Origin of the sequence: Burkholderia sp. AU39826 (genome assembly GCF_020419965.1) — a bacterium.
GTDB lineage: Bacteria > Pseudomonadota > Gammaproteobacteria > Burkholderiales > Burkholderiaceae > Burkholderia > Burkholderia semiarida.
Window position 1 is genome coordinate 113,760 of record NZ_JAIZQG010000016.1, and the last position, 21,729, is coordinate 135,488.

Here is a 21,729-nt window from a genome sequence, read left to right on the forward strand (position 1 = left end):
GGACCGCGTACGCACGATCGCGGCCACGCACGCCGCGGTGGCGGCCTGCGATCCGCTGCAGGCGCGCGCGCTCGTCCTGCGGCTGCCGGGCCTGAACCGTCAACGGGACGTGCCCGGCATCGTCGACCTGTTGCGCGCGTTCCTGCCGGCGCGCGGCGTGCCTTCGGGCTGGGGCTTCGTCGAAGCCGCCGCCGCGATGCGGGACATCGGGTTCTTCCTCGGGTCGCTCAAGCGGCACGGACACGAGCCCGTGGACGTGGTGCCCGGGCTCGAGCCGGTGCTGCTCGACCTGGCGCGCGCGACCGGCCTGCCGCCGCGCGAGACGCTGCTGCACGTGACGGTCTGGAACCCCGCGGCGGCCGACGCGCAGCGCAGCTACACCGGGCTGCGCGACGAGGCGCACCTGCTCGGGAGTGTGCGCATCTCGATGGCGGCTCTCGAGGCGGCCATCGCGTTGACCGTCGAGCTGACCGACGTGCCGCTGAGGTCGCCCGCGTTCGCGCAAGGGTGCAACGCGCTCGCGGTCCACCTGCAGAAAATGGTCGACTCGATCGTCTACGCGTACCGGTTCATCTCGTTGCAGGTGTTCTACGACGAGCTTCGTCCGTTCTACGAACCGATTCGAGTCGGCGGCCAGCACTACCTGGGCCCCGGTGCGGTCGAAATGCCCCTCTTCGTGCTGGAGCACGTGCTGTGGGGTTCGCAGTCGGACCACGCCGCTTACCGGGAATTCAAGGAGACGTACCTGCCTTACGTGCTTCCCGCGTTCAGGGCGATCTACGCGCGGTTCGCCGGGCGTCCGGCGCTCATCGACCGCGTGCTCGGCGAAGCGCAGGCGGCACGCGCGCGGGGCGAGCCCGTCGAGACCGGATTGGCGGCCCTCGACCGGGTATTCGAGATTCTGCTGCGCTTTCGCGCGCCCCACGTCAAATTGGCGGAGCGCGCGTACGAAGTCGGGCGAAGCGGCCCCACGATCGGCAGCGGCGGATACGCGCCCAGCATGCTCGGCGATCTGCTCGCGCTCACGCGTGCGGCACGGTCGCGCGTTCGCGCCGCGCTCGACGAATCCTGACGCGCGACGCGCGCGGCCATGTGTTCCATCTCAACAGGAGAGTGTGCCCTCATGACTCAACAGAGCCCCGTGAACGGGCGCGACAGCAACCACTTCGATGTGATCATCCTCGGTTCGGGCATGTCGGGCACCCAGATGGGAGCCATCCTGGCCAAGCAACGGTTTCGCGTGCTGATCATCGAGGAATCGTCGCACCCGCGCTTCACGATCGGCGAATCGTCGATCCCCGAGACGTCGCTGATGAATCGCATCATCGCCGATCGCTACGGCATTCCCGAGCTTGATCACATCACGTCGTTCTATGCGACGCAGCGTTACGTCGCGTCGAGCACCGGCATCAAGCGCAACTTCGGCTTCGTGTTCCACAGGCCCGGCGAGGAACACGACCCGAAGGAGTTCACGCAGTGCGTGATTCCCGAGCTGCCGTGGGGGCCGGAGAGCCACTATTACCGGCAGGACGTCGACGCGTACCTGTTGCAAGCCGCCATCAAGTACGGCTGCACGGTTCGCCAGAAGACGAGCGTGACCGAATACCACGCCGACAAGGATGGCGTCGCGGTCGCGACCGCGCAGGGCGAACGGTTCACCGGCCGCTACATGATCGACTGCGGCGGGCCCCGCGCGCCGCTCGCGACCAAGTTCAATCTCCGCGAAGAGCCGTGCCGCTTCAAGACGCACTCGCGCAGCCTCTATACGCACATGCTCGGCGTCAAGCCGTTCGACGACATCTTCAAGGTCAAGGGGCAGCGCTGGCGTTGGCACGAGGGCACCTTGCACCACATGTTCGAGGGCGGCTGGCTCTGGGTGATTCCGTTCAACAATCATCCGCGTTCGACCAACAACCTGGTGAGCGTCGGCCTGCAGCTCGACCCGCGGATCCATCCGAAAACGGACATCTCCGCGCAGCAGGAATTCGACGCATTCCTCGCGCGGTTCCCGAGCATCGCGGCGCAGTTCCGGGACGCCGTGCCGGTGCGCGACTGGGTCAGGACCGATCGCCTGCAGTTCTCGTCGAGCGCCTGCGTCGGCGACCGCTACTGCCTGATGCTGCACGCGAACGGGTTCATCGATCCGCTTTTTTCCCGCGGGCTCGAGAACACCGCGGTGACCATCCACGCGCTCGCGGCGCGCCTGATCAAGGCGCTGCGCGACGACGATTTCTCCCCCGAGCGCTTCGAGTACATCGAGCGTCTGCAGCAGAAGCTTCTGGACCACAACGACGACTTCGTCAGTTGCTGCTACACGGCGTTCTCGGACTTCCGCCTGTGGGATGCGTTCCATCGACTGTGGGCGGTCGGCACGATCCTCGGGCAGTTCCGGCTGGTGCAGGCGCATGCGCGGTTCCGTGCGTCGCGCGACGAGCGCGACCTCGATCACCTCGACGACAACCCCCCGTACCTCGGGTACCTGTGCGCGGACATGGAGGGGTACTACCAGTTGTTCAACGACGCCAAAGCCGAGGTCGAAGCCGTGAGCGCCGGGCGCAAGCCGGCCGAGGAGGCCGCGGCGCGCATTCACGCCCTCATCGACGAACGGGAGTTCGCGAAGCCGATGTTCGGTTTCGGGTACTGCATCACGGGAGCCAAACCGCAGCTCAACAACTCGAAGTACAGCCTGCTGCCGGCGATGAAGCTGCTGCACTGGACGCAGACCAGCGCGCCGGCGGAGGTGAAAAGGTATTTCGACTACAACCCGATGTTCGCGCTGCTCAGGGCGTACATCACGACCCGCATCGGCCTGGCGCTGAAGTAGTCGGCCGACCTCCGGAATGAAAATGATCGAAGACATTCAATTGAACGAGGCGGGGGCCAGGGAGCGCCCCGCGGCAGCGTACGGCGCGACCACGCGCGTGGCCGCGAGCTGGTACGTCGCGATGCGCTCGGCCGACCTCAAGGACAAACCGACGGCGCTGACGCTCTTCGGCCGGCCGTGCGTCGCGTGGCGCGGCGCGTCGGGACGGGCCGTGGTGATGGACCGCCACTGCGCGCACCTTGGCGCGAACCTGGCCGACGGGCAGATCAGGGACGGGTGCATCCAGTGCCCGTTTCACCATTGGCGATACGACGAGCGCGGCCAGTGCGTGCACATTCCCGGCCATAGCCCGGCGGTGCACCGGCTGGAGCCCGTTCCGCGCGGCGCGCGCCAGCCGACGTGGGTCACCGCCGAGCGGTACGGTTACGTGTGGGTCTGGTACGGTTCCGCGCAGCCGCTGCACCCGCTGCCCGACATTGCCGCGGCCGACGTCGACAACGACGATTTCATGCATCTGCACTTCGCGTTCGAGACGACGACGGCGGTCTTGCGAATCGTCGAGAACTTCTACGACGCGCAGCACGCGACGCCCGTCCACGCGCTCCCGGTCTCGGCCTTCGAGCTCAAGCTCTTCGACGATTGGCGCGAATGGCCGGAGGTCGAGCCGCTGGCGCGGGCGGGCGCGTGGTTCGGCGCCGGGATCGACTTCACGGTGGACCGGTACTTCGGGCCGCTCGGCATGCTGTCGCGCGCGCTGGGCCTGAACATGTCGCAGATGAACCTGCACTTCGACGGCTATCCCGGCGGATGCGTGATGACCGTCGCGCTGGACGGAGACGCCAAATACAAGCTGCTCCAGTGCGTGACGCCGATAAGCGACGGCAAGAACGTCATGCACATGCTGATCTCGATCAGGAAGGTGGGCGGCCTCCTGCGCCGCGCGACCGACTACGTGCTGTTCGGGCTCCAGACCCGGCAGGCCGCGGGGTACGACGTCAAGATCTGGAACGGGATGAAGCCGGACGGCGGCGGCGCGTACAGCAAGTACGACAAGCTCGTGCTCAAGTACCGCGCGTTCTACCGGGGGTGGGTCGACCGCGTCGCCCGATAGCGTTGCCGCGGTGATGCCGAGGACCGCCGGCGGCATCGATATGCCTGATACGCGATGAAGATGGCCAGGTCGCGCCCGATCGGCGATTTTATCGATCGAGGCAAATGCGGGCGTGCTCGCGCGTAGGCACGCCAACCGCATGTGCTGCGGCGTGGGTAAATCGCGGTTAAAGACAGGCTGTACGGCAATTGAATTCGATATTCAAGGCAATCGATACCCATCGCAGCGCGGCGCCGCAAACGTGTGCGGCCGTGGCGCGCGTCACGCCTGTTGCGACGTATCGAAGGAGTCGAATGCCATACGCAGGTCATCTTGGGCCGGGATAATCCAGAAACTCCGCCGGTGAGTTCGATCTTGGTATATGGCTCTGATTCGATTGGGCGATGGGGCGTCATCCCGTCACGCTGCGAATGTCCGTCGAAATGCCTTCGCCATCTTTACGATGTCGCATCAAAAACATAAATTTATGTAAGGACATAAAATTTACCAGTGGGCATGGTAATTTTAAAAAGAAGAACAAACGGGGAAATAATAAGTATGGCCAAGTCGGAAAAAGCATCGGGGTTGATGCTTGTCGCTAGTTCCATCGGCTCTTCCGCGATCAATGGCTGCAATGCGCTGCGCTTGCAGCCATTTGCGGTGCGGGTCTTGTGTGTGCTGGCAATCACGTGCTGTTTTTTCGTCGTCTATCGAGGCGAAATGGTGCCGTTCGGAGCGAAGACCGAGAGCGCGGATCGCCTCGAATATCGCTCGGACATACACGGCATGGGCGCGCTTCAAGCCGCCCTCGTACTGGCTGCCGACAAGGCCGCCGGTTTCAGAATCGCCACGCGCTTGCAGATGCCGCGTATCACGGACGCGGGCCATAGCAGGCATGGGCGTCGGCAAACGATGAGTGCGCACAAGGCCTCCCCGTCATCGTGGTTGCTGCACGTGCGTGCTCCGGTGGAGCGCGACGGCCGCGTGCAGCTGGGGGGACGTCCGTCGACTTTCGACACCATCCGTTAGGTCTTACCTGTGCTGTGCCGGGGCGGCGTGCGCCGGCATTGCTTTACGTCCGGAACGACACGAATTGAATCACCCACCCAGAGCAAGCACGGCCTCCGTGCTCGCTGTCCGCGGCAGCGTTGCCGCGACCCTGTGCATCGCGGCGCTTGCGTTCGTTTCGCTGCCCGTCATGGCGGCCGATACCCCGGCAGTTCCATCCCCGCCGGGCGCGCCACGTACGAACGTCGCGTTTTTCGACGGCGCGCAGCCCCCCGAGGCGCTGCTGCAAGCGTTCGACGCGGTGGTGCTCGATCCGGCCCGAGGCTTCGATCCGGCGACGGACCCGCTCGCGCATACCGTTTGGATCGCGCACGTACCGCATGATGCGTCGGGCTCGGCCCTTGGGCCGGCTGCGTTTGTCTCGCAACGCATCGAGCCGCTGTGGGCCCGCGGTTATCGTGGCTTCCTGCTCGACACGCCGGAGGCGATCGCATCGAGCGAGGCAATTCATGCGGCCTATCCTGACGCGCGGGTGATCGTCGGCGGCCACGATGCGCTGCGCGCGGCGCAATCGCATGCGAATGTGCTTTACGCGGTGCTCGGTCCGCCGCTGGTACGCGGTTTCATGGACGGCGACGATGTGGGTACGGTACGCGACGTCGCCGCCGCAGACCGCGCCGCACGCGTCGACGCGGCGCGGACTTTCATGCGTGAGACGCACGTGCCGGTGTTGTCGCTCGAGATTTGCGAGCGCACCGACCGGGCATGTGCACGCGCGACGGCCGCTCAGGTCGTCGCGGCCGGCGTAACGCCGTACGTGACGGACGCCGGCCGTGACGTCGTCGGCATCGGTGCGATCGAAGTGCTGCCGCGCAAGGTGCTGATCGTACAGAACCGCGACGCCGATACGCCCGTGGACGAAACGCGCGGCGTGCGCGACCTCGCGATGCCGCTCAATTATCTCGGCTACGACGTCGAATACGCGGATCTCGACGCGCCGCTGCCGGCCGATATCACACCGGACCGTTACGCGGGCGTCGTCGCCTGGATCGAAGGCGCGGAGCCCGCCGACCCCGCGAGATGGCGGCGCTGGATCGATGCACGCATCGCGGATCACGTGCCGGTCGCCTTCATGGGAAAGTTCGGTTTCGACGCCGCGCAGGAAGAGGGCGCGGCACTCGATCTGCAGCCGGTGCCCGGCCCGTTCACGGCGCCGCTCAGCGTCGTGACGCGCGATCCGATGATGCACTTCGAGATCGATCCGAGGCCGGATGCGCGCGATCTCGTCGGGATGCGCGTCGGATCGCGCAGCCGCGTGCTGTTGCGGCTCGCGGCGGCCGGCACGAACGTCGACGCGGCCGCGATCACGCCGTGGGGCGGCTATACGCTGAGTCCGTACACGGTCGTTTCGCTGAACGGCATCGGGCAGACGCGTTGGGCGATCCAGCCGATCGCGTTCGTGACCGACGCGCTGCGTCTCGTGCGGATGCCGTCGCCGAGCGTCACGACCGAGAACGGCCGGCGCCTGTTCATGACGCACGTCGACGGCGACGGCTACGCATCGCGCGCGGAATTCCCCGGCGCCGATTATTCGGGAGACGCACTCTATCGACGTGTCTTCACGCACTACAAGGTGCCGATGACGTTGTCGGTCATCGAAGGCGAAGTGGGGCCGACCGGCCTGTATCCGAAACTGTCGCCGCGCCTCGAAGCGCTCGCGCGGCAGATGTTCGCGCTACCGTGGGTGCAGATCGGCTCGCACACGTACTCGCATCCGTTCCAGATGGCCGACCTCGATGCGACGACGGGCGCACGCGTCGACCACCGGACCAACGTCGAGCGCGGCAACGGCGGCGACACGGCGTTCTCGCTGGATATCCCGGGCTACGCGTTCGATCTCGACCGCGAGATCGCCGGCTCGATCGCCTACATCGACTCGCGTCTCGCGCCGCCGGGCAAGCGTACGGAAGTGCTGCAATGGCCGGGCGACTGCGAGCCGCCTGCGATCGCCGTGCGCAAGGCCTATGCGGCCGGCGTGCAGAACATCAACGGCGGCGACACGATCATTCGCAAGTCGGTGAACAGCTGGACCCATATCGCGCCGCTTGGCGTCGACAAGGGGCCGGGTGCGTACCAGGTATACGCGCCGGACCAGGACGAGAACGTTTACACGAACAACTGGCAGGGCCCGTTTTATGGTTTCACGCAGGTACTCGAAACCTATGACATGACGGAGCATCCGTATCGCTTCAAACCGATCGACGTGTACTACCACATGTACAGCGGCACGAAGATCGCGTCGCTGCGCGCGCTGGACCAGATCTACTCGACCGTGCTGAAGCAGCCGGTGCTGCCCGTCTACATCACCGACTACACGCACAAGGTGCTGGACTGGCGCGGTTTCGCGGTCGCGCGCGAAATGGCCGGCGGCGCATGGGTCGTGCGTGGCAACGGCGACGTGCGCGAGTTGCACTGGCCGCGCGACGACGTGCCGGACCTGCATGCATCGCAGGGCGTGACCGGTTATGCGCCCGGCCCGGACGGCCTCTATATCCATATTGCCGACGGCGCGGCGCGTGTCGTGTTCGAGCGCGAAGCGCAGGACGGATTGCGCGGTGGAGCGCAACCGCATGGCCCTGGTGGGGCACCGTATATCGTGCAAGCGAACGGATTCGTCCGGAATTTTCACCGTACCGCGGACGGGATGTCGTTCGAGTTCGGCGGCTACTACCAGCCGTTCGTCGAACTCGCCGACGCGCAGCGCTGCCGTGTGCGCGTCGCGGGCCGACCGATCGACGCACGGCGTGACGGAACGGTTCTCCGTTTCGAAACGGCGGCCGACGTTCGTCAGCCGATGCGCTACCAGTCGGTCGAGATTGCGTGTGACCGGTAATCGCCCGCGTATCGCGCCGCCATGGCTCGTGCTGGTGCTGGCCGGCGTCGTGCTGCTGGCCGGCTATGCGGTTGCGCCGCATGGCGGGCTGCGTGAGCGGATGGCCGCGGTGGGCGCCCCGAGCGATCTGAGTGCCGCGTATCTCGAAGCGTGGCTGAAAGTGCGGCCGCGCGACGAAGCGCTACTGGCGATGCTCGGTGAGCAATATGTGTCGCTGGGCCGGCTCGCGGATGCGGGGCGGGTCGTTCAACGGATCGACGAGGCGGCTTCCCCGTCACTGCGGCAGGCCGCGATGAAGCTGCAACTCGCGATCGCGCAGCAACGCACGAACGAGATGCAGCCCGACGATCCGCGCCGTTCCGCTGTGCTTGCCGCGCTGCGCCGGCAGATTTCCGACGCGGCCGCGCTCGACTGGTCCGATCGCGATCTCGAATGGCTCGCGCAATCCGCGGCATCGGTCGGTGCACCCGCGCTCGCGCTGCGTTTCTATGCGCGCCTCGCGCGACGCGACGCCGTGCATCGCGATACGTGGGACGGATACGTGTCGCGCTATGCGTTGCAGATCGGCGACTACAAGGAGGCGGCCGACAGCTGGTTCCGGCGTCAGCAGAACGCGACGACGCTCGGCGCGCAGCGACGCTGCTTCGTCGCGGGCATTCGTGTGCTGCAGGCCGGCAATCTGACCGCCGATGCAATCGCGGTTGCGCAGCGCCAGAACGACGCGTTCATCGACGATCAGCCGACGCTCGTCGCATTGCTCGATCTCGCACGGGCGGCGCAGCGGCCGGACCTGATCGAGCGGTATGCGAAGGCGTTGGCGCGGCGCGCGGGGATCGGCGGGATTGCCTATCGGAGCAGGCGTGCGGGGCGCGTGCTCGCCATGCCGGCGGTTCACGGATCGGGTTCGACGCCGCAGGCGTACGCGTATCTGGACGGCCCGGTCGTATGGGGCCGCGCACGTCGCGGTAGCGTCGCGCGGCAGCTCCGGGCAGGCCATGACGGCCACGGCCCGTTCATCGATGCGGCCCACGCGCAACGCATCGCACAGACGCAACCGCGGGCGCACATCGTGAAGGTCTCGCTGCAACGACGCGACGCAATGATGCGCTTCGTCGCCGCGACGCAGGTATCGAAGCACGCGGGAGCGGTGCAACTTCCATCGCCGCCGGCTGCCGACAAGTCCGACGTTGCCGATCTCCTCTATCAGTCGTTCCTGGAGTCGGCAGATCCCGCCAATGCGCAGAAGGTCGCGCTCGCGCAGCTCGCCAAGGAACCGCATTCGGCGCTGTGGCGCAAGCGCTTGGCGACGGTGGCCGAATGGAACGGGTCGTCGCAGCTCGCGCTGAAGTCGTGGCTCGACTATGCGCGACAAACGGGCGACCCCGTCGGCTGGCGGAATGTTCGGCGCATCGCCCCGATGCTGGACGACGACGACGCCTACCTGGCCGCTTTGCTGCGGGCGGCACGGGCGACGCCCGACGATCTCAAGCTCGTCGATTCCGTCACCGCAACGTATGAGCGCCTCGGGCGGCCGGACGACGCAATTGCATTCCTCGACGGCCTGCCGCACGGCCGTGAAGCGAACGCGCTCGACGAACGCGCCGGTGCGCTCGCGGAACGGGCCGGCCACGACGACGAGGCGCTCGCGATCTACCGTCGGCTGCAACGGCGCGAGCCGCGCAATCCGCGCTACGCGCTGCACACCGCCAACGTCCTTTACCGAGACGGCGACTACGCGGGCGCGCTCGATGCAATGACGAACGCGAGCCGTTACGCGCAGGACGGCGAGGTGGCGTTCTGGCGCAACTACGGCGAACTGGCGCGCCTGCTGCAACGCGACGACGCGGCGCACGACGCGTATCGTCACCTGCTGGCGAGCGATGCGGCAACGCCCGACGATCTGGCCGACATGTCGTACTTCTACGATGCGTACCCGATCGACGCCGGCCGCATCTCGGCGCTGCGCTACCGGCGCGACCATACCGTGCGCGCGCTGCAGCAGGCGGTTTACTACTACACCGCGGCCGGTGCGATGGAACGCATCGACGCGTTGCTCGCGAGCCTCACGCCGCACGAGCGCGAGGCAGCCGAGGCGTCGCCGGGGTTTCTCGGCGTCCGTGCCGAGTACGAACGGCAAGCGGGCCGTCCGCTCGATGCGTTGCACGATCTGCAGCGTGCGGTCGATCTGCCGGGCGCATCGGCGGATCTGGATGCGGCGCTGCTGTGGACGCTGGTCGATTACGGCACGGATGCCGAGTTGCGCGCGGCGCTCGACCGCTGGCGCGACAAGGCTTCGGCTGACGCGCCGCTGTGGGGACCGTATGCCGCGGCCGAACTGCGCCTGAACCGGCCCGTCGATGCGCTCGAATATCTGCGTCGTCAGGCCGTGATGATGTCGCACGATCCGCTGTGGCTGCTCACGTACGCCGATGCGCAGGAAATGGCGGGACGTCCGGATCTCGCGTGGTCGATTCGTCGCAAGGTGTGGCTGCAGATCGGCGCATTCGGCCGGACGCAGGCGCGGCAGACGCCGCAGGACCGCGATGCACCGTCCTCGCCGCTGCGACGGACGACGCAGGAGCGGCAAGCCGCGCAACCCATGCAACGCGGTGTTCCGGCACGTACATCGCAGGACATCGAGACACGCCTGGAGCTGCGCAGCCGCGGCGTCGATCTGGCTGCGCAATATTCGAACGCCGACCACGCGGTCGCGCTGCTCGACGAACTGCTGAAGGACGGCTCGGCGGCTGCCGATTTCATCAGCGAACGCCGTACCTTGCTCGGCGATGCACACGGTCTTTCGCCGCTCGAATCGTCGGCGCGGGGCAGCACGAAATCGACGCAGGACATGCTGAAAAAAGACCGCCGTGCGTACGCCGCGGTCGCGCAGGAGGTGGCGATTAGCTGGGCGCTGTCGCACGAGGCGAATCCGCTTGCGAAGCGGTGGCTCGCGTTGCAGGCGGCGAACCTGTTCGCACGGCCGGCGTCCGCGCAATTGACCGTCGCGCTTGCCGACGGCGACATCGGGACGATGGAGCGTCTGCTCGATCAGGGCGTGCACCTGCCGCGCTACGACCGGATCGATGCGGCCGAAGCCGTCGACCGTCCGGCGCAAGCGCTCGCGTTCGACGGCCTCGATGGCGCGCCCGATGACAGTGAAATGCATCGGCGTTTCGTCGAAACCGCGCTCGCGTGGCCTCAGTCGCTCGACGCGACCGTGACACGCTACGCCGAACATCCGCTCGACTATAGCGAGCAGACGATCGCGGCAAGCCGCAAGATCGCCGGGCACTACCTGATCGGCATGACCGCCACGCTGGACCTCCAGCGATCGACGGACGCGTTGCAACTGGTCAATGTGCCGTCGGCGGACCGCTCGCTGGTCGTTCATGCCAGGCGGCAGACGCGTGACGACGCGTTCACGGTGAGTGCGGGCCGCCGCGAAGGACTCGACGCCTTCTATACGATCGGACTGGGTGCGGAATTCGGACGCAACGGACCACTGCAGTTCGGCATACGCGCGGGCCGCGATCAGGTCGCCGACGAACTGCCGACGTTGCGTATCGGCGGGATGAAGGACAACCTGATCGCCGATGGAAGCTGGCAGGCGAACGAACGCGTGACGGTGTCCGGCCGTGTCGAGATGGACCGCTTCTACAGCCAGGCGCGCACCTATCTCGGCAGCGGCGTGCTGTCGACCGCGCAGTTGAGCTACCGAATTCGTACGGCGTACCCGGACTATACGATCCGCGTTGTCGGCACGCACGGCGATTATGGTGCGGGGGGGCGGGCGGACGCGCTGATTTCGTCGCTTCTGCCCGCCGCGAGCCGATCGGCCTCCGCAGGAGACTTCATGCCGGCCACATACACGCAATACGGATTGTTCGCGGGGTTCGGGACCGATCTGCGCGAACGGTACACGCATCGGTGGCGGCCGTTTCTCGAGGTCGGCGTCGTGCACGATTCGATCCAGGGCGGCGGAGCGGCCATCGATGCCGGCATCGCGGGTTCGGTGCTCGGCGGGGATCACGCCGCATTGTTCATCGAGCATCAGCGTGTATCACGCCTCGGTACGCCCGTGACGGTGGTCGGCGCGCAATACCGCTGGCTTTATTGATTCCGGTTTCCATCGTGGCGCGGGGCGAACGGAACGACGCACACGATGATGCATACAACAAAGTGAGTAGGGAGTGGTTCGATGAACGAGATGAACGAAGCGGCTGTACGGTCCGGATGGTTGCGCTGCGCGGAGGCAGCCCGGCTCGTCCGCTGGGGCGCGGCGATCGCGCTGTCGACGGTGGTGCTCGCCGGCTGCGGCTCGATGCGACAGACCGCGGCGCCGACGCTCGCGGCCAGCGATGCAGTGGCGATCGCGCCGATTGCGAACTTCACCGAAACGCCCGCGGCGGGCGGGAGCGCCGCGGCGCTCGCGGCGACCGTATTGCGTGCGAACGGTTTGGCCGACGTGCGTCTCGCGCCGGCCGACGGCGACGGCAACGCGATGTTCGACACCGCGCAGCGCGACACGGGCGAGCGCCGGCTCGCATGGGCACGCGAGCATCGCGTGAAGTACGTGCTGGCCGGCGCCGTCGAGGAGTGGCGCTACAAGGTGGGCGTCGACGGCGAGCCGGTCGCGGGCCTGACCTTCGAACTCGTCGACGTCGAGTCGGGCCGGGTCGTCTGGAGCGCGGCGGGCACGCGCAGCGGCTGGAGCCGTTCGAGCCTGTCGAGCGTCGCGAATGCGCTGGTCGGCCGCCTGCTCGCGCCGTTGCGGCCGCGCTCGTGATGCGCGCCCGACACGACCGGGCCGGGGGACGGCCATGAGCGCCGCGAACGCTACCGGCAACCGTCACGGCGGAAAGGGCCCGGCGCCGGCGTCGCTGCGATCGCGCCAGACGAATCCGTTCGGCCATCTGAGCGCGCTACGCCGTCTCGTCGCGCCTGCCGCCGCACGGCCGATATCGGTCGTGGAAACGATCGTGTTCATGCTGATCGTGCTTGCGCTTGCATGGCACTTCGACCCGAGCGATCCACTGCTGCTGCGTGCGGATTTTCCGTGGCTGTGGTTCGGTCCGCTCATCGTCGCGCTGCGTTACGGGACGCTGCTCGGGCTGCTCGCGAACGCGCTGATGATCGGTGCATGGCAATGCGTCGCCCACCTGCATCCTGCCGCGGCGGGCGCCGCGTGGCCGGCGCAGCGCTTCGCCGGCGGGTTGCTGCAGACGATCGTCGTCGGCCATTTCGGCGACACGTGGGGTGCTCGCGCGAATCGGGCGAACGCGCTCAGCGACTATCTGAACGATCGGCTCGTCGCGATCACGAAGAGCCACTACCTGATGCGTCTGTCGCACGAGCGGCTGGAGAAGGATCTGCTGTCGAAGCCGACCACGCTGCGGGATTCGATCACCGAACTGCGCCGTCTGTCGCTCGCACACGGATTCGATGCGCCGGCGCAGGGCGCGGCGAGCAAGGTGCGGCTACCCGGTGCGCACGCGCTGCTCGAGTTCGTCGCACAGGCGTGTCAGATCGAGGTGGCGGCGCTGTATCCGGTCGGAGGCACGACGAACTCGCCCAGAATCGTGTGCGAACCGGTTGCGCGGCTCGGCGATGCATTCGATTTCGACCCGCGCGACGGCCTCGTGGCCCGCGCGCTCGAGACGAAGTGCATCGCCCATCCGAAGAGCAGCGGCGACGTGGCGCCGAATACGGCGCTGCTGGTCGCCGCGCCGGTCGTGTGCGCCGACGGCCGCTTGATCGCGTTGCTCGCGATCAAGCGCATGCCGTTTCTGTCGCTGAACTTCGACAATCTGCAACTGCTGCTGGTGCTGCTCGGTTATTACGCGGACGGCGTCGAGCATGCGGCGTGCGTGCGCGACGTGGTGGCGGCAGTACCGGCATGCCCGTACGAATTCGCGCTCGACATCGCGCGTCTGACGCGCCTGCAGCGCGAGTCGGGGATCGCATCGTCGCTGGTCGCGCTCGTGTTCCAGCACGACGAGGCGGACGATTCGCTGTTCGAGCATGTGATGCGCGGGCGCCGTTCACTCGATCTCATATGGCCGCTGAGGACGCCGACGCAATCGGTGCTCGTGAACCTGATGCCGGCGACCGATACGGCCGGCGTCGACGGCTATCTCGCACGCATCGAGGCGAGCCTCGCGGCGCAGTTCGGTCTCGATCTCGAAGGCGCGCGGATCGGCGTGCATACGCTGCATCTGGGCAGCCTCGAACCGGGGCCGGCATTGCAGCGCCTGCTGAAGGGAAGCGGCATTCATGTGTAGGCTGCGATCCGGTTCGTGGTCACCCGGTCTTGGGCGGCGCGCGTTACGGGTGCCGCCGGCGTCGATGCTGGCTGCACTCGCGTCGTGCGTCGGCATTGCGATCGTCGCGGCGCTACAGTATGCCGTGCTCGCGCAGCTCGACGGGTTCGCCGAGGCGGGGGCGGCGATGCCCGCGCCCGCACCGCCGGTTGACCCGCTGTGGGCCGTGTTCGGCGCGATGGTGGCAGGCGGCGCGGCGCAGGCGGTGCTGTACCGGCGGTTGCTGCCGCAACGTTACCGAACGCCGCGCAATGGGACGCTCGCGGCGCTCTGGCTCGCCTGTACGTTCGTGCCCGTCGGCGGCGGCCTCGTCGTGCTGGCGAGTGGCGTGTGGGCGGCTTGCTGGCCCGCGAAGCAGGAAGACGACGCATACGCCGACGTGCCTTTGCCCGAATTCGTCACCTATCTCGTGTCGCGCGTCTCGCCCGGCGGCGGCGCGCGTCTGCAGGCGCGTCTCGTGAATACGCGGGTGGCCGCGTCGGATCGTCTTTCCGCGCTGGTGGCGATCCAGAGCATGCCGACGCGCACGACCGGCACGCTGCTGCGCGATCTGCTCGCCGATCCTCTCGAAGACGTGCGGCTCATTGCATACGGTACGCTCGACCGCGCCGAGAACGAGATCGCGCAGAACATCTTCCGCGCGCAGCAGACGCTCGACGCCGCCCAAGACGACGCAACGCGCCACGCGACCCATCGCCGGCTTGCCGAGCTGTACTTCGAGCTGGTCTATCAGAATCTCGTGCTCGGGGCGGTGCAGGGGCATACACGCGAACAGGCCGATCGCCACGCGCAGGCCGCGCTCGCGATCGACGAAGGCGACGCAGCAATGTGGCTCGTTCGCGGCCGCCTCGCCCTCGCGACCGGCGACGCGGACGCAGCCGTGCGATACATGAGCCGCGCGCTCGAATGGGGCTTTCCGCGCGAGCGTCTCGTGCCGTGGCTTGCGGAGGCCGCCTTTCTGCGCGGCGAGTATTCGCGTGCGGCCGAGCTGCTCGCGTCGCTCGGCAACGCGGCCGCGCTGCCCGTTCTCAATCCCGTCGTTCGTTACTGGTCGTCATGAAACCGTCCATTCACCGCCGTGCCGGCCCGTCGACCGCGATCGACGTCTGCCTGCTGCTCGAAGGCACGTTCCCGTATGTGCGAGGTGGCGTATCGAGCTGGGTCAACGAGATGATTCGTGCATACCCGAACAAGCATTTCGCGATCGTGTTCATCGGCAGCCGGGAAGACGACTATCATGGCGCCGCATACGCGTTGCCCGACAACGTCGTCCACTTCGAATCCCATTACCTGTATGGCGACGTGCCTGCCGATACGGGCGGCGCACGGGAGATTCCCGGCGACCCCGAAGCGTTCAAGCGTTCGGCTGCACTGCACGATGCGTGGCGCGGGCTGGGTACGGACGGCGTCGCGGCGAACCCGGCTGCGCTGATGGCTGACCTGGTCCAACTGATCGGCGACGACGGACCGCTGAACGAGCAGCAGTTTTCCACCAGCCGCGCGGCGTGGGACTTCATCGTCGAGCGTTATCACCGCTACTGCACCGACCCTTCCTTCACCGACTACTTCTGGACGGTGCGGATCATGCACAAGCCGCTGTGGCAGCTTGCGCGGATCGCACGCGGGCTGCCGCCGGCGCGCGTCTATCACACCGTATCGACGGGTTATGCGGGCTTTCTCGGTGCGCTGTTGCATTACCGCACGGGCCGGCCGCTGCTCGTTTCCGAGCACGGCATCTATACCAAGGAACGCAAGATCGATCTGCTGCAAAGCGAGTGGATCCGCGACAACCGGGGCGCGTTCGAGCGGGACGTATCGACGATCAGCTATTTCCGCGCGCTGTGGGTGCGTTTCTTCGAAGCGCTCGGCAAGCTCGCATACGACGCGGCCGACGAGATCGTCGCGCTCTACGAGGCCAATCGACACCGTCAGATCGCCGACGGCGCCGATGCCGCCCGGACGCGCAACATTCCGAACGGCGTCGACGTGGACGGCTTCGCGCCGCTGCTGGACAAGCGGGACGACGGCCCGCGCCGCGTCGTCGCGCTGATCGGCCGTGTGGTGCCGATCAAGGACATCAAGACGTTCGTCCGCGCGATGTTCATCGCATCGCGGACGATGCCGGAAATCGAAGGCTGGATCGTCGGGCCGGAAGAAGAGGATCCCGCGTATGCGCTGGAATGCCGGGCGCTCGCGCAAAGCCTCGGGCTCGCGACGACGGTGCGCTTTCTCGGCTTCCAGCGGATTCACGACATTTTGCCGAAAGTCGACGTGATCGCGCTGACGTCGATCAGCGAGGCGCTCCCGCTCGTCGTGCTCGAAGGCTTCGCGGCCGGCGTGCCGTCGATTACCACGGACGTCGGGTCGTGCCGGCAACTGATCGAAGGGCTCGGAGAGGACGACCGCGCGTTCGGGCCCGCCGGTGCGGTCGTGCCGATCGCGAATCCGGCCGCGTTCGCGCAGGCGGCGCTCGACCTGCTCGGCGACGCGCAGCGCTGGCAGGCCGCGCAGCAAGCCGGCCTCTCCCGGGTCCGACGCTTCTACACGCGTGCGCAGATGATCGACCGGTATCGGGCGTTGTACGATGCGCTCGCGATCGCCCCCGACCGGATGTGTCGCGGGCGGCCGTTCGAAGCCGGCTGCCCGGTGCACCATGCGGGTGCGGGCGTGGCTGCATCCGTCTCGCGCAAGGAGGGCCGCTGATGGCCGGCATTGGCTTCGAGTTGCGCAAGATCCTGCGGCAACAGACGCTCTTCGGCGTCGCACGCGCATACGCGTATGCGGGGCTGATCAGCTCCGGGCCGCTGATTCTGTCGATATTCGGCATTCTGATCATCGGCGTGATGAGCGTCGCATTCGTGATACCCAAATACGCGATCGTCCAGTTTCAGGTGTCGGTGACTTACCTGATCGCGTGCAGTCTGATTCTGACCGGGCCGCTGCAATTGTCGTTCACGCGCTTCATCTCCGACCGGCTGTTCGAGAAGCGCGACGATCTCGTGCTGTCGAACTATAACGGTGTGGCGCTGATTGCCACGGCGGCATCGGGATGCGTCGGCTTCATCGCGGTGGCGTCGGGATTTCGCGGCGAGCCGCTGCTGTATCGGCTGCTGATGGTCGCGGGATTCGTCATCGTCAGCAACATCTGGATCGCGGTGATCTTTTTGTCGAGCGTGAAGCAGTATCGGCAGATTCTTGCTGTATTCCTGGTCGGATATGGCTGCACGGTCGCGTTCGCGCTGCTGCTGAACCGGCAGGGCATCTGCGGCCTGCTCGGCGGTTTCGTCGCCGGGCATCTCGTCCTGCTTACCGGGCTTTCGGGGTTGATCTACCGAAACTACCGCAGCGATCGCTTCGTCTCGTTCGACATGCTCGACCGGCGCTTCGCGTATCCGACGCTCGCGCTCGTCGGGCTGCTGTTCAATCTCGGCGTATGGCTCGACAAGTTCATGTTCTGGTATGCACCGGGCACGGGCTCGCAGGTGATCGGGCCGTTGCATGCATCGGTGATCTACGACATTCCCGTGTTCATCGCGTACGTTTGCGTGATGCCCGGGATGGCGACGTTCCTGGTGCGCATCGAGGCGGACTTCGTCGAGTATTACGATGCGTTCTACGAAGCCGTGCGCAGCGGTGCGACGCTGCGGCACATCAACGACATGCGCGACATGATGGTCGGCAGCGTGCGCGCCGGGCTGTATGAAATCATCAAGGTGCAGGCCGCCGTGCTGGTGCTGATCGTCGCATTCGGTCACTGGCTGCTGGCGGCCCTGCATATCTCGACGCTGTACCTTCCGCTTCTGCTCGTCGACGTGATCGCCGCGAGTCTGCAGGTGCTGCTGTTGGGTTTGCTGAACGTATTCTTCTATCTCGACGCGCGCCGGCTGGTCGTGGCGTTGTCGGCGGCTTTCGTCGCGCTCAACGGCGTGCTGACCGGCATCACGCTATGGATGACGCCGGATGCATACGGCTACGGCTTTGCGCTTGCGCTGCTCATTCTCGATGTCGCGGCGGTGCTGCTGCTCGACCGCAAGTTCGGCCGCCTCGAATACGAAACCCATATGTTGCGTCATTGAGGGGATATGTTTTCATTCCGCATTCGTCCGTCGCGCAGGACGCCGATGAGGGCGGCCGCGTCGTCCGTGGCTGTCATCGTATTCGTCATCATCGGCGCGCTGGACGGGCCGGCAGGGCGTGCGCAGCCCGCACCGCCCGTATCGTCGCCTGACGCGTGCGATCCGGCCGATGCGATGCGTCCGCACGCCGTCGCGTTTTTCTACGGCAACGACGTGCCGGTTCGCCAGCTGGAAAAATTCGATATCGCGGTAATCGAACCCGACAGCGGCTTCGATCCACGTGCGCAAGACGTGCGGCGCCCTGCGTGGTTCGCCTATGTGAGCGTCGGCGAGGTCACGCATGAGCGCGACTATGCGCGCAGGATGCCGAAACAGTGGTTGTTCGGGCGTAATACGACATGGGCGTCGGCGGTCGTCGATCAGTCGGCGCCGGGGTGGCCGTCATTTTTCGTCGAACAGGTGATCGCCCCGCTGTGGGCGCGCGGTTACCGCGGTTTCTTTTTCGATACGCTGGATTCATACCAGCTCGTCGCGAAGACGGAAGCGGCGCGCGCGAAGCAGGAGGCCGGCCTGGTTGCGGTGATCCGCGCCGCGAAATCGCGCTATCCGACTGCGCAACTGATCCTGAACCGCGGCTTCGAGATCTTGCCGAAGGTGCACGACGCGGTCGCCGCGGTTGCATTCGAATCGCTGTTCGGCAATTGGGATCAGCGCAACCGGCGTTACGGCGCTGTCCCTGCAGCGGATCGAGACTGGCTGCTCGCGCAAGCAAAGGCGATTGAAGCGCGCTACGCGCTACCGGTCATCTCGATCGACTATTGCGCGCCGGACGACGCGGCGTGCCGCAGCACGATCGCCGCGAAGATTCGCGCGACGGGTCTCATTCCGTACGTGACCGATGGAGCGTTGCGCACCGTCGGCACGGGCCCCGATGCGACGGCATCATGGCGATGCCGCGATGCGAGGTTGGGCGGCGGTTGACGCATTCGGCCTACTGCTGTCGAGCGCATCTCGAGACAGCGCGTCGATTGCCGCAATGATCGAATTGAACAGCCGGGAGAGTTCGTCTGCGTGCACACTGACGCGAGCGAGCATTTCTCGCTGCTCTGCGGTCGTGGCTTCTGCTTGCCAGCGCATGAACTGCTCGTCCTGAATCGGTAACGTTTTCCGTTGCCGCGCGTAGTAATGCCGGATTCGTCCAAGCATCGCGCCATCCAGAACGTGCGGCTCCATTTTGTGCGTGACGAGTTTGACCTGTATCCCACGCGCTTCGTCCAGTTGAGCGTCGAACAAATAAAGGAAGGTCGGCAAAAACTGGATCGGTCGCCATATCGGCGCTTGTCGCGTGGTGTCGTTCATCGTTCGAAATCCGCCGGGATGACTGTTTTGTCGATCTGTGTCGAGAGGCCATCACGCTGCGGGAGCCGATATTGAACGCCCTGGGCCGACATCGACCGCGCAATATACGCAATCGGTATGCCATTTGGTCCGCTCGTTCCGGCAAGGGTTTGCGGGCAGTGCTGCAACCCGTGTGTCAACGGATCGTGACACCGGTGTATGGAAATCCGTACGCGACGGCACGACAGGGAGAACCCCGGCCGCGACCGCCTTGCCGGTTCCCGTTTCCCCGATGACGAGAACGTCCAGCATTTCCATCACGCCCGACGCAATGTTTTTCGCGGAAATCGATAAAAAGATAATACGCCCCTGATCGTTTGCGAGGACGGATAGTCACCTGAGGCGGCTGCGTGTCGGGGCAAGCCAACCGATATATCCGACCATCTTGAGAAATGTCTCTTCCGTCTGCGAGTGCGACCATTACAGTAAGGTTGCTTGCGTGCCGACATAGCGAACAACAACACACGGGGGAAAGTAAGCATGGGCTCCATGACAGTCGGCAGGAAGCTGGGCGCAGCATTCGGTATCGTCGTACTCATATCGTTGATCGGCAGCGCGATCTCGATCGTCAATTTTCTGAAGCTGAACCAGGCGAACGGCTGGAACGTTCATAGTTACCAGGTGCTGCGAGCGAACGACGACATGCTGACCAGCATGGTCAACATGGAGACAGGGGTGCGCGGCTACGTGGCCTCGGGGGATGACCGGTTTCTGGAGCCCTACAAGGCCGGCCTCAAGCAGTTCGCCACGTCGCTCGATGTCGTGCGCAGCCTCACGGCGGACAATGCAGCGCAACAGCGTCGTCTCGAGACACTGCGCGACATGCATCGGAAGGTGGCGGAGATCGACGACAAGCTGATCGCCATGCGGCGTGACGTCAATGCCGGTACGCAGCCCGCCAACGTGCTGATCGACTACTTCAAGCAGGGCGACGACAAGCAGTTCATGGATCGCTATCGCGCCGTGGCCGCCGAACTGAACGAGGCCGAGCAGTCGCTGCTCGATCAGCGTTCAGGGGACGTGGCGAGCTTGACCGCGTTGACCAAGTTGACGCTCGCGGCAGCAGGCGTCATCACCGTCATCCTCGCGATCGTGCTGGGAACCGTCATCACGCGCGGAATCATGCGGTCGCTGGGCGGCGAGCCCGCCGACGCCGCGGTCGTGGCCGGGCGGATTGCCGAAGGCAATCTCGAAGCACCCGTGCCGGTCGCGCCGAACGATCGCGGCAGCCTGATGGCGTCGCTCGAATCGATGCGGCGGCAACTGAGCGGCATCGTGTCGGAAATTCAGTCGACCGCGGAATCGATCACGACGTCGGCCGGCGAAATTGCGCAGGGGAACCTGGATCTGTCGCAGCGAACGGAAGAGCAGGCGGCTTCACTCGAGGAAACGGCGGCCAGCATGGAGCAGTTGACCGCGACGGTTCGTCAGAATACGGAAAACGCCAGGCAGGCGAATGCGCTTGCGGGCAGCGCCTGCGAGGTCGCGGTACGCGGCGGCGAAGTGGTGAACCAGGTGGTCGACTCCATGCGCGCGATTTCGAGCAGTTCGGGCAAGGTTGCCGAAATCATTACCGTGATCGAAGGGATTGCGTTCCAGACGAACATTCTCGCGCTGAACGCAGCAGTCGAGGCCGCGCGTGCGGGCGAGCAGGGTCGCGGATTTGCGGTGGTGGCCGGCGAAGTGCGCACGTTGGCGCAACGCAGCGCGAACGCGGCCAAGGAAGTCAAGGACCTGATCACGGGTTCGGTGGAGAGCGTGGCGCAGGGGTCCCAGCAGGTCGAACGCGCGGGCGCGACGATGTCGGATATCGTGCAGTCCGTGCGGCGAGTGACCGACATCATGAATGAAATTGCATCGGCGTCGGACGAACAGGGAACGGGTATCGAGCAGGTCAACGTCGCCGTGGGCCAGATGGACTCGGTCACGCAGCAGAACGCGGCGCTCGTGGAGCAGGCATCGGCAGCCGCGCAGGCGATGGCGCAGCAAGCCATCACGTTGCGCGAGGTGGTCGGAGTATTCAGGGTGGGACGCGCGCTCGCGCACTGACGGACTCGAATCTCGGTGCTCCGCCGGAAGTCGACGCGAGGGGGCGCCTAGGGCGTGTTCACGCCCTAGGC

14 protein-coding genes are annotated in these 21,729 nt (G+C 66.0%); 13 read left to right on the plus strand and 1 reads right to left on the minus strand.

Annotation, left to right across the window (positions count from 1 at the left end; genetic code table 11):
- The first annotated feature begins 37 nt into the window (after window positions 1-37).
- From LGM42_RS24020 to LGM42_RS24075, 12 genes are all read left to right on the plus strand, one after another.
- Window positions 38-1,072: a monodechloroaminopyrrolnitrin synthase PrnB family protein gene (locus tag LGM42_RS24020; protein ID WP_226233380.1), complete on the plus strand. Its 1,035-nt coding sequence runs from the start codon at window positions 38-40 to the stop codon at window positions 1,070-1,072.
- A gap of 51 nt (window positions 1,073-1,123) precedes the next feature.
- Window positions 1,124-2,824 (plus strand): NAD(P)/FAD-dependent oxidoreductase, encoded by a 1,701-nt coding sequence (locus tag LGM42_RS24025; RefSeq protein ID WP_226233382.1) that lies wholly within the window; start codon window positions 1,124-1,126, stop codon window positions 2,822-2,824.
- A 25-nt stretch (window positions 2,825-2,849) separates the two neighbouring features.
- The gene (locus LGM42_RS24030) at window positions 2,850-3,935 is read left to right on the plus strand and encodes a Rieske 2Fe-2S domain-containing protein (protein ID WP_226233424.1); all 1,086 of its coding nucleotides are present in this window, start codon (window positions 2,850-2,852) and stop codon (window positions 3,933-3,935) included.
- A gap of 537 nt (window positions 3,936-4,472) precedes the next feature.
- Window positions 4,473-4,943 carry a hypothetical protein gene (locus LGM42_RS24035; protein ID WP_226233383.1) on the plus strand — a complete coding sequence of 157 codons (471 nt, stop codon included), beginning with the start codon at window positions 4,473-4,475 and terminating at the stop codon, window positions 4,941-4,943.
- Window positions 4,944-5,040: 97 nt separating this feature from the next.
- A complete protein-coding gene (locus LGM42_RS24040) occupies window positions 5,041-7,815 on the plus strand; it encodes a sugar ABC transporter (RefSeq protein WP_413227425.1) in 2,775 nt (924 codons plus the stop codon).
- The gene (locus LGM42_RS24045) at window positions 7,805-11,932 is read left to right on the plus strand and encodes a tetratricopeptide repeat protein (RefSeq protein WP_226233384.1); all 4,128 of its coding nucleotides are present in this window, start codon (window positions 7,805-7,807) and stop codon (window positions 11,930-11,932) included. Before LGM42_RS24040 ends, LGM42_RS24045 begins: the two co-directional genes overlap by 11 nt.
- An 81-nt stretch (window positions 11,933-12,013) precedes the next feature.
- A complete protein-coding gene (locus tag LGM42_RS24050; RefSeq protein ID WP_226233385.1) occupies window positions 12,014-12,601 on the plus strand; it encodes a penicillin-binding protein activator LpoB in 588 nt (195 codons plus the stop codon).
- A 34-nt stretch (window positions 12,602-12,635) separates the two neighbouring features.
- Window positions 12,636-14,096 carry a PelD GGDEF domain-containing protein gene (locus LGM42_RS24055; RefSeq protein ID WP_226233386.1) on the plus strand — a complete coding sequence of 487 codons (1,461 nt, stop codon included), beginning with the start codon at window positions 12,636-12,638 and terminating at the stop codon, window positions 14,094-14,096.
- Between the two features lie 64 nt (window positions 14,097-14,160).
- A complete protein-coding gene (locus LGM42_RS24060; protein WP_226233387.1) occupies window positions 14,161-15,195 on the plus strand; it encodes a hypothetical protein in 1,035 nt (344 codons plus the stop codon).
- Window positions 15,192-16,838: a GT4 family glycosyltransferase PelF gene (pelF, locus tag LGM42_RS24065; RefSeq protein WP_226233388.1), complete on the plus strand. Its 1,647-nt coding sequence runs from the start codon at window positions 15,192-15,194 to the stop codon at window positions 16,836-16,838. Before LGM42_RS24060 ends, pelF begins: the two co-directional genes overlap by 4 nt.
- Window positions 16,838-18,211 carry an exopolysaccharide Pel transporter PelG gene (gene pelG, locus LGM42_RS24070; RefSeq protein WP_226233389.1) on the plus strand — a complete coding sequence of 458 codons (1,374 nt, stop codon included), beginning with the start codon at window positions 16,838-16,840 and terminating at the stop codon, window positions 18,209-18,211. Before pelF ends, pelG begins: the two co-directional genes overlap by 1 nt.
- A gap of 66 nt (window positions 18,212-18,277) precedes the next feature.
- Entirely contained in the window at window positions 18,278-19,192 is a 915-nt protein-coding gene (locus LGM42_RS24075; protein WP_319001460.1) for an endo alpha-1,4 polygalactosaminidase, read from the plus strand.
- Here LGM42_RS24075 and LGM42_RS24080 read toward each other — a convergent pair.
- Entirely contained in the window at window positions 19,154-19,570 is a 417-nt protein-coding gene (locus tag LGM42_RS24080) for a hypothetical protein (protein ID WP_226233390.1), read from the minus strand. The genes LGM42_RS24075 and LGM42_RS24080 overlap by 39 nt on opposite strands.
- Window positions 19,571-20,089: 519 nt before the next feature.
- On the opposite strand from LGM42_RS24080, the gene LGM42_RS24085 reads away from it, so the two are divergent.
- Window positions 20,090-21,658 (plus strand): methyl-accepting chemotaxis protein, encoded by a 1,569-nt coding sequence (locus LGM42_RS24085; RefSeq protein ID WP_226233428.1) that lies wholly within the window; start codon window positions 20,090-20,092, stop codon window positions 21,656-21,658.
- Window positions 21,659-21,729 lie beyond the last annotated feature (71 nt).

Coding starts and splice junctions, on each gene's coding strand:
- LGM42_RS24025 (WP_226233382.1), top strand. CDS start 1,124: ATGACTCAACAGAGCCCCGTGAACGGGCGCGACAGCAACCACTTCGAT.
- LGM42_RS24035 (WP_226233383.1), top strand. CDS start 4,473: ATGGCCAAGTCGGAAAAAGCATCGGGGTTGATGCTTGTCGCTAGTTCC.
- LGM42_RS24050 (WP_226233385.1), top strand. CDS start 12,014: ATGAACGAGATGAACGAAGCGGCTGTACGGTCCGGATGGTTGCGCTGC.
- LGM42_RS24055 (WP_226233386.1), top strand. CDS start 12,636: ATGAGCGCCGCGAACGCTACCGGCAACCGTCACGGCGGAAAGGGCCCG.
- LGM42_RS24060 (WP_226233387.1), top strand. CDS start 14,161: ATGCTGGCTGCACTCGCGTCGTGCGTCGGCATTGCGATCGTCGCGGCG.
- pelF (WP_226233388.1), top strand. CDS start 15,192: ATGAAACCGTCCATTCACCGCCGTGCCGGCCCGTCGACCGCGATCGAC.
- pelG (WP_226233389.1), top strand. CDS start 16,838: ATGGCCGGCATTGGCTTCGAGTTGCGCAAGATCCTGCGGCAACAGACG.
- LGM42_RS24080 (WP_226233390.1), bottom strand. CDS start 19,570: ATGAACGACACCACGCGACAAGCGCCGATATGGCGACCGATCCAGTTT.
- LGM42_RS24085 (WP_226233428.1), top strand. CDS start 20,090: ATGGGCTCCATGACAGTCGGCAGGAAGCTGGGCGCAGCATTCGGTATC.